Annotated in this window: 8 protein-coding genes and 2 pseudogenes; 9 read left to right on the top strand and 1 reads right to left on the bottom strand. The window is 59.6% G+C overall.

Annotation, left to right across the window (positions count from 1 at the left end; translation table 11 throughout):
• Nucleotides 1–14 precede the first annotated feature (14 nt).
• The 8 genes and pseudogenes from CES87_RS16170 to CES87_RS16125 all read left to right on the top strand — a co-directional run bounded on the left by CES87_RS16170 (nt 15) and on the right by CES87_RS16125 (nt 8,153).
• The gene (locus CES87_RS16170) at nt 15–1,016 is read left to right on the top strand and encodes a PleD family two-component system response regulator (protein WP_128606911.1); all 1,002 of its coding nucleotides are present in this window, start codon (nt 15–17) and stop codon (nt 1,014–1,016) included.
• A gap of 229 nt (nt 1,017–1,245) precedes the next feature.
• Nucleotides 1,246–2,341, top strand: a protein-coding gene (prfB, locus tag CES87_RS16160) for a peptide chain release factor 2 (protein ID WP_128606909.1) whose coding sequence is annotated in 2 segments (ribosomal slippage) — nt 1,246–1,317 and nt 1,319–2,341 — 1,095 coding nt in all. Because the reading frame shifts where the segments join, the coding sequence is not laid out codon by codon here.
• Between the two features lie 86 nt (nt 2,342–2,427).
• Nucleotides 2,428–3,930: a lysine--tRNA ligase gene (gene lysS, locus CES87_RS16155; RefSeq protein ID WP_128606908.1), complete on the top strand. Its 1,503-nt coding sequence runs from the start codon at nt 2,428–2,430 to the stop codon at nt 3,928–3,930.
• Nucleotides 3,931–4,032: 102 nt separating this feature from the next.
• Nucleotides 4,033–4,749 (top strand): TetR/AcrR family transcriptional regulator, encoded by a 717-nt coding sequence (locus CES87_RS16150; protein ID WP_178081431.1) that lies wholly within the window; start codon nt 4,033–4,035, stop codon nt 4,747–4,749.
• A 157-nt stretch (nt 4,750–4,906) separates the two neighbouring features.
• A pseudogene (locus CES87_RS16145) lies at nt 4,907–5,445 on the top strand (hypothetical protein); the annotation flags it as partial.
• 47 nt (nt 5,446–5,492) lie between these two features.
• Nucleotides 5,493–6,770 (top strand): flavohemoglobin expression-modulating QEGLA motif protein, encoded by a 1,278-nt coding sequence (locus CES87_RS16140; protein WP_128606907.1) that lies wholly within the window; start codon nt 5,493–5,495, stop codon nt 6,768–6,770.
• Nucleotides 6,771–6,912: 142 nt separating this feature from the next.
• Nucleotides 6,913–7,827: an alpha/beta hydrolase gene (locus CES87_RS16130; RefSeq protein WP_128606905.1), complete on the top strand. Its 915-nt coding sequence runs from the start codon at nt 6,913–6,915 to the stop codon at nt 7,825–7,827.
• Nucleotides 7,824–8,153, top strand: coding sequence for a hypothetical protein (locus CES87_RS16125; RefSeq protein WP_128606904.1), 330 nt, complete (start codon nt 7,824–7,826; stop codon nt 8,151–8,153). The genes CES87_RS16130 and CES87_RS16125 overlap by 4 nt, the downstream gene beginning before the upstream one ends.
• 133 nt (nt 8,154–8,286) lie before the next feature.
• On the opposite strand, the gene CES87_RS16115 is transcribed toward CES87_RS16125, so the two are convergent.
• Entirely contained in the window at nt 8,287–8,631 is a 345-nt protein-coding gene (locus CES87_RS16115; RefSeq protein ID WP_128606903.1) for a pilin assembly protein, read from the bottom strand.
• A gap of 245 nt (nt 8,632–8,876) precedes the next feature.
• On the opposite strand from CES87_RS16115, the pseudogene ppc reads away from it, so the two are divergent.
• A pseudogene (gene ppc / locus CES87_RS16110) lies at nt 8,877–11,505 on the top strand (phosphoenolpyruvate carboxylase).
• The last annotated feature ends 17 nt before the right edge of the window (nt 11,506–11,522 follow it).

Below are 11,522 nucleotides of genomic sequence, written 5' to 3'. Positions count from 1 at the left end.
TCAGGTGAACGCACATGAATGAATTACAGCTCGACGACTTCAAGACTGACGAAAATGCCGCCATGGTGTTGTTGGTGGACGATCAGGCGATGATCGGCGAGGCGGTGCGGCGCGGGTTGTCGAACGAGGAAAATATCGACTTCCACTTCTGCGCCGACCCGCATCAGGCCGTTGCCCACGCAGTCCGCATCAAGCCGACGGTGATCCTGCAGGATCTGGTCATGCCGGGTCTGGACGGCCTGAGCCTGGTACGCGAATACCGCAATCACCCGGCGACCAGGGACATTCCGATCATCGTCCTGTCGACCAAGGAAGACCCGCTGATCAAGAGCGCGGCGTTCTCGGCCGGGGCCAACGATTATCTGGTCAAACTGCCGGACAACATTGAACTGGTCGCGCGCATTCGCTATCACTCGCGCTCCTACATGACCCTGTTGCAGCGGGATGCGGCGTACCGCGCATTGCGCGTCAGCCAGCAGCAGTTGCTCGACACCAACCTGGTGCTGCAACGCCTGATGAACTCCGACGGCCTGACCGGGTTGTCGAACCGTCGGCATTTCGACGAGTACATGGAGCTGGAGTGGCGGCGCTCGCTGCGTGAACAGAGCCAGTTGTCGCTGCTGATGATCGACGTGGATTACTTCAAGACCTACAACGACACCTTCGGCCACCTGGAAGGTGACGAAGCCTTGCGCAAGGTCGCCACGGCGATCCGTGACGCCGGTGCCCGGCCTTCCGACCTGCCGGCCCGTTACGGCGGCGAGGAATTCGCCCTGGTGCTGCCCAACACCTCCCAGGGCGGTGCGCGGCTGATTGCAGAGAAACTGCGCATGACCGTGGAAGCGCTGAAGATCCCGCACACTTCCCCGGCCGAAGGATCGAGCCTGACCATCAGCATCGGCTTGGCAACCATCATCCCGAAAGCGGGCAGCCATTGCCGTGAATTGATCTCGGCGGCGGACAAGGGGCTGTACCTGGCGAAGAACAATGGGCGCAATCAGGTGGGGATCGGCTGAACACCTCCCCCTGTAGGAGCGAGCCTGCTCGCGATGGTCGTTAACGATAACGCGTAAAACCAGATGCCCCGCGACGCCTTTAGGTTTTTCGCGAGCAAGCTCGCTCCTACAGGGCGAGCCTTGGCGGCGATGGTAAACCCCGCCTTTTCAGCCAAGCGGACTGCCGTTTGCGGCCGTTTGCCGGTATACTCGCCGGCTTTCAAAAGTTCGCCAACGAGTGCTGCCCGCCATGGAAATCAACCCGATCCTTAACAGCATCAAGGACCTGTCCGAGCGCTCCGAAACTATTCGGGGGTATCTTTGACTACGATCAAAAGCATGAGCGTCTGACTGAAGTCAATCGCGAGCTTGAAGATCCGAGTGTCTGGAACAACCCTGAGTACGCTCAGAACCTGGGTCGCGAGCGTTCGCTGCTGGCCCAGATCGTAGAAACCCTCGATGAAATGTCCAGCGGTCTGGCCGATGCCAAGGACCTGCTGTTGATGTCTGCCGAGGAAGAAGACCAGGCCGCCGTCGACGACGTAGCCCTTGAAGTAGAGCGCCTGCGCGAAGCCCTCGAGAAGCTCGAATTCCGTCGCATGTTCAGCGGCGAGATGGACCAGAACAACGCCTACCTGGACATCCAGGCCGGCTCCGGTGGTACCGAAGCCCAGGACTGGGCCAACATTTTGCTGCGCATGTACCTGCGCTGGGCCGATAAACGCGGTTTCGACGCGACCATCATGGAGCTGTCGGCCGGTGAAGTCGCCGGGATCAAGGGCGCTACCGTGCACATCAAGGGCGAATATGCCTTTGGCTGGCTGCGGACCGAGATCGGCGTGCACCGTCTGGTGCGCAAGAGTCCGTTCGACTCCGGCAACCGTCGTCACACCTCGTTCTCTGCAGTGTTCGTATCGCCGGAAATCGATGACAATATCGAAATCGACATCAACCCGTCGGACCTGCGGATCGATACCTATCGTTCCTCCGGTGCCGGTGGTCAGCACGTAAACACCACCGACTCGGCCGTACGTATCACCCACGTACCGACCAACACCGTGGTCAGCTGCCAGAACGAACGTTCCCAGCACGCGAACAAAGACACCGCGATGAAAATGCTGCGGGCGCGCTTGTACGAGCAGGAAGTGCAGAAGCGCAACGCCGCTTCGCAAGCACTGGAAGACACCAAGTCGGATATCGGCTGGGGTCACCAGATCCGCTCGTATGTACTCGATGCATCGCGAATCAAGGATTTGCGTACCAACATCGAACGCAGCGACTGCGACAAGGTGCTCGACGGCGACATCGACGAATACCTGGTGGCAAGCCTGAAACAAGGCCTGTAATAGATCCCCCTGTAGGAGCCGGCTTGCTGGCGATCCCCAGGCCGCAGGCCTGGGGGCAACGAACCTGTGATGGAATATTTAAAGACATGAGCGACCTAGAACTCGACCCGCAAGCCCTGCAACAGGAAGAAAACTCCCTGATCGCCCTGCGCAAGGAAAAGCTTGCTGCCGAGCGCGCCAAGGGCAATGCCTTCCCCAACGACTTCCGTCGCGAAAACTACTGCGAAGACTTGCAGAAGCAGTACGCGGACAAGACCAAGGAAGAGCTGGCAGAGGCTGCAATCCCGGTCAAGGTTGCCGGTCGCATCATGCTCAACCGTGGCTCGTTCATGGTGATCCAGGACATGACCGGTCGCATCCAGGTCTACGTCAACCGCAAGACCCTGTCCGAAGACACCCTGGCCGCGGTGAAAACCTGGGACATGGGCGACATCATCGCCGCTGAAGGCACCCTGGCCCGTTCCGGCAAGGGCGACCTGTACGTCGAAATGACCGAAGTGCGCCTGCTGACCAAATCCCTGCGCCCGCTGCCGGACAAGCACCACGGCCTGACCGACACCGAACAGCGCTACCGCCAGCGTTACGTTGACCTGATCGTCAACGAAGACGTGCGCCAGACCTTTCGCGTGCGTTCGCAAGTCATCGCCCACATCCGCAGTTTCCTGATGAAGCGTGACTTCCTGGAAGTGGAAACGCCAATGCTGCAAACCATTCCGGGCGGCGCGGCAGCCAAGCCGTTTGAAACCCACCACAATGCATTGGACATGGGCATGTTCCTGCGTATCGCGCCGGAGCTGTATCTGAAGCGGCTTGTTGTTGGCGGATTCGAAAAGGTGTTCGAGATCAACCGCAACTTCCGTAACGAAGGCGTTTCGACTCGTCACAATCCAGAATTCACCATGTTGGAGTTCTACCAGGCTTACGCCGACTACGAAGACAACATGGACCTGACCGAAGAACTGTTCCGTGAGCTGGCGCAGCTGGTTCTGGGCAGCACCGACGTGCCATACGGCGACAAGGTGTTCCATTTCGGCGAGCCGTTCGTGCGTCTGTCGGTGTTCGACTCGATCCTCAAGTACAACCCCGAGCTGACCGCTGACGACCTGAACGACATCGACAAGGCCCGTGACATCGCCAAGAAGGCCGGTGCCAAGGTGCTGGGCTTCGAAGGTCTGGGCAAACTGCAAGTGATGATTTTCGAAGAACTGGTCGAGCACAAGCTGGAGCAGCCGCACTTCATCACCCAGTACCCGTTCGAAGTCTCGCCGCTGGCTCGTCGTAACGACGACAACCCGAACGTCACCGACCGTTTCGAGCTGTTCATCGGTGGTCGTGAAATTGCCAACGCCTACTCCGAGTTGAACGACGCGGAAGACCAGGCCGAGCGTTTCATGGCGCAGGTGGCCGACAAGGACGCGGGCGACGACGAAGCCATGCATTACGACGCCGACTTCGTTCGCGCGCTGGAGTACGGCATGCCGCCAACGGCGGGTGAAGGCATCGGCATCGACCGTCTGGTGATGTTGTTGACCAACTCACCGTCGATCCGCGACGTGATCCTGTTCCCGCACATGCGACCGCAAGCGTAAATGTTTCAATAAAAAAACCGCCTGAAATGGCGGTTTTTTATTGCCTGTCTGGTACAAACGTATCAAATGGTTACTTTTGAAGTAGAGAGAGGAATTCTCGTCGTGAACCACGCAATGGCTCAAGAAGGTGCAGCGGACGTCGCCACTGCAGTTGCAGAAAGTGTTCAGTACCAGGGCCGCAAGGCCAGCCGGCAGGGCAGCGAGCAGCGTCGACAGGAAATCCTCGATGCCGCGATGCGCATTGTCGTGCGCGATGGCGTTCGCGCCGTGCGCCACCGGGCGGTGGCCGCCGAGGCCAATGTGCCGCTATCGGCCACAACCTACTACTTCAAAGATATCGATGACCTGCTCACCGATACCTTCGCCCAATACGTGGAACGCAGCGCCGCCTACATGGCGAAGCTGTGGGTGAACAACGAAGGGCTGCTGCGGGAAATGATCGACAGTGGCGACGGCAGTCCGCAGTCGCGTTCGCACCTGGCGGACGCCATTGCGCGGCTGATGGCCGACTATGTTCACCGGCAACTGGTCAACCGTCGTGAACACTTGATGGCCGAGCAGGCGTTCCGTCAGGAGGCGCTGCTGAATCCGCGTCTGGCCGAATTGGTGCGCTCGCATCAGCAAATTCTCCTGCAGGGCTCCTGTCAGCTTTTTCAGGTTTTGGGGTCCCGCGAGCCACAACAGGATGCCAAAGTGTTGACGGCTATAATCGGACGGATGGAATATCAGGGCCTGCTCAACGACGCCGAGCCGGTCGCCGAAGAGGAAATGCTCGGTATCTTGACCCGATACATGCACCTGGTATTGGCGTCGGTGTGATCCCTGCGGGTAACTCAATCCTGTAGGAGCGAGGCTTGCCCGCGAAGACGGTTTAACATTCAGCACGTGTGTTGACTGACACAATGCCTTCGCGGGCAAGCCTCGCTCCTACGGGTGCAGTGGCAATTCGGGGTTGTGTGTTCAAAGGGAGTGTTGAATGAAAGCCTGGCGTGTCGTAATGATCGCCTTGTCGTTCCTGTTGCTCAGTGGCTGTCTGGTGACCTTCAAGGAGCCGCTGCCCACGAGCGAGCCCGCGCCCAAAGGGTTGCTTGGCAAATGGACCAGCACCAACGCCTGGGGTGAGCCGCTCAACCTGGAACTCACCCGCGTCGGCGACAATCGCTATCAGGCAGTCAGCTACTTCAGGAGCAAACCCAGGGAGCGCGAAGCCTCCCCCTTCACGGTATCGCGCCACGGCAACCGCTGGTATCTCTCGCGAAGGTGCCGGCGCAGTTCGGCGGGCATTTCACCATTGCCGGCTTTGAACTCACCGACAAGCATGAACTGGTGATCTACAACCTCGACCTCGAGCAGATCAATCAGGCGTTGCAGCAAAAAGCGTTGAACGGCGAAGGCTTTGAGACCGACGATGGCGACGGCGTGTTGATCGACAGCAATATAGACCAGGTGTCCGCCTACCTCGACGATCCGGCTAATTCCGATGTGTTCGTCGAAGTGGTGCGTTACCAGCGTCAGCCAAGCCAAGTAAATCCAGCACATAACGGTTTCAGCAGGAGTTTCGGGTGGACGATTACCAGCAGTCGATACGCATTTTGTCCGATCGCATTGTGCTGGCGCAGACGCCGATCCGCGTCCTCGATGCGGTCAAATGGGACGAGAACATCCGCAAGGGTTTCCTCAAGGCCAAGGGCAAGGAAATGCCGGCTGTGGACCGCGATTACTACCTCAACCGGCCACTGGCGTTCGATTCCAGCAAAGTGAAGCTGGAATTCCAGAACATCGAGCGCGACATTACCCGCCAGCTCGGCCAGTTCAATCCGGTCGGTCAGATCATGCGCCGCATGTGCAAGGAATACCGGATGGTGGTGCGCATGCTCGAAGCGCGCGGCACCGAGGATTTCGGCCTGATTTCCCAGGAACTGTACGGCGCCGCCTCCGATGCTTTCCACGCCGGTGACCCGACGCTGTCCGACCTTGGCCTGATGCTGTCCGATTACCTGAACAACATCGACGGTCGTGGCGACCTGAAGGACGAACCGAAGACCCTGACTGCCAAGGACGCCGTCCACCTGCTGCAAACCCGGTTGAACAAGGTGTTTGGTGAAGCCGAGGAAACCATCCGGGTGTTCGAGTCCGACGGGATCGTCGCCGATGCGGCGGCGGGTGCCGATTACATCAAGATCCGCACCGACGCGATGTTCAACGAGCGTGACGTACGCGCCCTGGAAGTCCACGAAGGGCTGGTGCACGTCGGCACCACCCTCAACGGTCTGAACCAGCCGATCTGCACCTTCCTCTCCAAGGGCCCGCCCTCGTCGACTGTGACCCAGGAAGGCCTGGCGATCCTGATGGAAATCATCACCTTTGCCTCTTACCCCAGCCGCCTGCGCAAACTGACCAACCGCACTCGCGCCATCCACATGGTGGAGGAGGGTGCCGACTTCCTGCAGGTGTTCGAGTTCTTCCGCGAACAAGGTTTCGAAATGCCCGAGAGTTACAGCAACACCAGTCGCGTATTCCGCGGCTCGGTGCCGACAGGTCTGCCATTTACCAAAGACTTGTCCTACCTCAAGGGCTTTATCATGATTTACAACTACATTCAGTTGGCCGTGCGTAAAGGCAAGTTGGAGCAGATACCGCTGTTGTTTTGCGGCAAGACCACCCTGGAAGACATGCGCACCTTGCGCCAGTTGGTGGATGAGGGGCTGGTGGTGCCGCCCAAGTACCTGCCGGAACAGTTTCGCGACATGAACGCGTTGTCGGCATGGATGTGCTTCTCCAACTTCCTCAACCACCTGAGCCTGGACCGGATCGAAGCGGATTACTCGAACATCCTGTAATCACCACGCCCCCTGTAGGAGCTGGCTTGCCAGCGAAGAACGATAACGCGGTGTATCTGTTATGCCGTGGTGAAGCATTCGCTGGCAAGCCAGCTCCTACAGGATTGTGCGGATATCCATTCACACTGCGAGGTTTCAACGGATGAGAATCCTCGGCATCATCTGCCTTCTTCTGACCCTGAACGGTTGCAGCTCCCTGCTGTTCTACCCCGAACCCGGCCAGTTGTTCACCCCGGAAAAAGCCAATCTCGAATACCGCGACCTCACCCTGACCACCGCCGACGGCGTCAGACTGCACGGCTGGTGGCTGCCGGCCAAACAAGGCGTCGAGGTCAAAGGCACGGTGCTGCACCTGCACGGCAACGGCGGCAATCTGCCCATGCACCTGGGCGGGAGTTACTGGTTGCCGGAGCAGGGGTATCAAGTGCTGCTGATTGACTATCGCGGTTACGGTTTGTCCGAAGGCAAACCAAGCCTGCCGGCGATTTACCAGGATATCGACGCCGCGTTCAAATGGCTCGACCAGGCGCCAGAGGTGAAAGGCAAGCCGCTAATCCTGCTGGGCCAGAGCCTTGGTGGTTCGATGGCCATTCACTACTTGGTTCAACACCCCGAACGCCAGACGCAACTCAAGGCCTTCGTCCTCGATGGCGTACCCGCCAGTTACCGCAGCGTCGGCCAGTTTGCGTTGAGCCATTCATGGCTGTTGTGGGCGTTCCAGGTGCCGCTGTCCTGGCTGGTGCCGGACGGCGACAGCGCGATCAACTCCATGGCGCAGCTCAATGGCGTGCCGAAACTGATCTACCACAGCATCGACGATCCGATCGTGCCTCTTTCCAACGGCATCCGACTGTATCAAGCTGCGCCGCCGCCGCGAGTCCTGCAACTGACCCGAGGCGGGCATGTGCAGACGTTCGCCGACCCGGTCTGGCGTAAAGTCATGGTGCGCTACCTTGAAGACCCGCAGCATTTCAACGGCCTGCGCCGCTTGGGTGAGATCCCCAATTACCCGGCACCCCAGAATTCTGAAAATGAACCACCAGAGAGCCCGCAATGAGTGAAGAACGTAACGCCATCCCGCTGATCATCACCGGTATCTGCAGCATTCTCGGCACCGTCGCTGCCCTGTGGTGGTACGGCTACCTGCACTTCGCCAAGCCTGAAGATGCGTTGCTGCTCAACGAATTCACCATGCTCAAGACCGTGCCGGGTGAGGACTACAAAGTCTCCCTGGAACCGGCGGCGCAAGTGGCGCAATGCATTGATGGGGTGCTGGTGTTGTTTGATACCGAGCAGAAAGGCCTGACTGGCGTACTGATCAACGACCGGAAAAAAGCCGTGCGGTGCATGGGGCAGGAAACCCCACAGGAGCTGGAACAGTAATCCGTTATTTCCTTGAAAAAGAGATCAAATGTGGGAGCGGGCTTGCTCGCGAAAGGACCATTACATCCAACATCAATGTTGACTGATAGACCGCTTTCGCGAGCAAGCCCGCTCCCACAGGTTCATGGCGAATTCAGTGTTTTTGCTTGTCGTTAACCGCCGACAAGTCGTGCAAATGACGACGGGACAATGCGAGAAAACGCGGAGTCGGACCGACGTCTTCGTACAGTGGATCGCCCTCTTCGTCAGTGGCAACCACGGTCGAGCCCTTTACGTACGGGAAGCTCTTTTCCAGTTCTTCCAGGGCGGCGCCAATCAGTTCGCCGAGCAGTTCTTCGGGTTGCCGTTTGGGGTACATATCGATGATCGCCGCCAATCTTGCGGCAGCTTCAACATCCAGATGAATCGAGTAGCCGGTGTCGGTCAGGCGACCCTTGGCGTTTTCTTCCCAGTGATGGGCAAGCTCGCGGATTTTCATGATGACCTCATTACGCGCCTGCTCGTGGCAGGGCGGGAAAATGTCCGGCATTGGCCGGCGAAAGCCGTTGTACGACTTATTATTCAGACTAGCTTCTGCCCGGCAGGTTTAAAGTCCCTTCGTCGTCTGGGTTGTAAGAAACGGCCTGGAACGGCACTCTCTAGTTCAAGAGCATCCAACTCAAGAGCACCTAACTCAAGAGCATGAGTTTCTTGGCCGCCTGCAATTTTGCTGGAGAACCGCTGATGACCGATATTGATGCACGCTTGCGCGAGGACGTTCACCTGTTGGGTGAACTGTTGGGCAACACCATTCGCGAACAGTACGGGGACGGCTTCCTCGACAAGATCGAGCAGATCCGCAAGGGCGCCAAGGCTGACCGCCGCGGCTCCATGGACGCCGAGCTGAGCGCCAGCCTCAACCAGTTGACTGAAGACGAATTGCTGCCGGTGGCGCGGGCGTTCAACCAGTTTCTCAACCTGGCTAACATCGCCGAGCAATACCAATTGATTCACCGCCGCGAAGAGTCGCAGCCCGCGCCGTTCGAAGCGCGAGTCCTGCCGGAACTGCTCGCTCGCCTGCGCGCTGAAGGGCATGGCGCGAGTCCCTGGCGCGGCAGTTGGGGCGACTGGAAATCGAGCTTGTTCTCACGGCTCACCCGACCGAAGTCGCGCGCCGCACGCTGATCCAGAAATACGACGCCATCGCCGCGCAACTGGCGGCCCTGGATCACCGCGACCTGACCAGCGCCGAGCGCGAGCAGATCAAGTCGAAGCTGCAGCGCCTGATCGCCGAAGCCTGGCACACCGAAGAAATCCGCCGTACGCGTCCGACACCGGTCGATGAAGCCAAATGGGGTTTCGCGGTGATCGAGCATTCACTGTGGCAAGCAATCCCCAATTATATGCGCAAGGCCGATCAGGCTTTGCACGCCGCCACCGGCCTGCGTTTGCCGCTGGAAGCCGCACCGATTCGCTTTGCCTCGTGGATGGGCGGCGACCGCGATGGCAACCCCAACGTGACGGCCACCGTCACCCGCGAAGTGCTGTTGCTCGCGCGGTGGATGGCAGCCGATCTGTACCTGCGCGATGTCGATCAGCTCGCGGCCGATTTGTCGATGCAGCAGGGCAGTGACGCACTGAAGGCCAAGCTAGTGACAGTGCGGAACCCTATCGCACAGTGCTTAAACAGCTGCGCGAGCGTCTGCGTGCCACGCGCAGTTGGGCTCATACCGCCTTGACGACACCCACGCCTGTCACCGCCGACGTGCTGCAAAACAACCGCGACCTGCTCGACCCGCTGGAGCTGTGCTACCACTCGTTACATGAGTGCGGCATGGGCGTGATTGCCGATGGGCCGTTGCTCGACTGCCTGCGCCGGGCAGTCACGTTTGGCTTGTTCCTGGTGCGTCTCGACGTACGTCAGGACTCGTCGCGGCACAGCGCGGCCATGACCGAAATCACTGATTACCTCGGTCTGGGTCGCTACGAGGATTGGAGCGAAGAAGAGCGCATCGCTTTCCTGACGCGCGAACTGAACAACCGTCGACCGTTGTTGCCGGCCCACTACAAACCGTCCGCCGACACCGCCGAAGTGTTGGCAACCTGCCGGGAAATCGCCGCTGCACCAGCGGCGTCCCTCGGTTCGTATGTAATCTCCATGGCCGGTGCCGCTTCCGATGTACTGGCGGTGCAACTGCTGCTCAAAGAGTCGGGCGTGTTGCGGCCGATGCGCGTGGTGCCGCTGTTCGAAACCCTGGCCGACCTCGACAACGCAGGCCCGGTGATCGAGAAACTGTTGCTGTTGCCGGGCTATCGCTCGCGTCTGCAAGGGCCGCAGGAAGTGATGATCGGCTATTCCGATTCGGCCAAGGACGCAGGCACCACAGCGGCGGCCTGGGCGCAGTATCGGGCGCAGGAACGTTTGGTCGATATCTGCCGTGAGCAACAAGTAGAACTACTGTTGTTCCACGGTCGCGGCGGCACTGTGGGCCGTGGCGGCGGCCCGGCACACGCGGCGATTCTGTCGCAGCCGCCGGGATCGGTGGCGGGACGATTCCGAACCACCGAGCAGGGAGAAATGATTCGATTCAAATTCGGCCTGCCGGACATCGCCGAGCAAAACCTCAATCTGTATCTGGCCGCGGTACTGGAAGCGACCCTGCTGCCACCACCGCCGCCGACGCCTGAATGGCGCCACCTGATGGACGAATTGGCTGCCGATGGTGTCAGCGCTTACCGCGCCGTGGTGCGGGAAAATCCGCAATTCGTCGAGTACTTCCGCCAGTCCACGCCAGAGCAGGAACTCGGACGCTTGCCATTGGGCAGCCGTCCGGCCAAGCGCCGCGCCGGCGGGATCGAAAGCCTGCGGGCGATTCCGTGGATCTTCGGCTGGACCCAAACGCGGTTGATGCTGCCGGCCTGGCTCGGCTGGGAAGCGGCATTGAGCAAGGCGCTGGAGCGCGGCGAGGGTGAGCTGCTGGGGCAGATGCGTGAGCAGTGGCCCTTCTTCCGAACCCGCATCGATATGCTGGAGATGGTATTGGCCAAGGCTGACGCGGATATCGCCCGGTCCTACGATGAGCGTCTGGTCGAGCCGGACTTGCTGGCTTTGGGTGCGCACTTACGCGACCTATTGTCGCAGGCATGCTCGATCGTCCTCGGGCTGACCGGTCAGTCGCAGCTACTGGCACATAGCCCAGATACTCTGGAATTCATCCGTCTGCGCAACACCTACCTCGATCCGCTACATCTATTACAGGCCGAATTGCTTGCCCGTTCGCGGCAACAGGAAATGGCGCAGGACAGCCCCGTGGAACAGGCGTTACTGGTGTCTGTGGCGGGGATTGCCGCCGGTTTGCGCAATACCGGCTAAGGTTTTTTACCGTGGGG

The organism is Pseudomonas sp. ERMR1:02 (assembly GCF_002277815.1).
Lineage (GTDB): Bacteria > Pseudomonadota > Gammaproteobacteria > Pseudomonadales > Pseudomonadaceae > Aquipseudomonas.
This window is presented reverse-complemented; position numbering and strand designations above follow the sequence as displayed.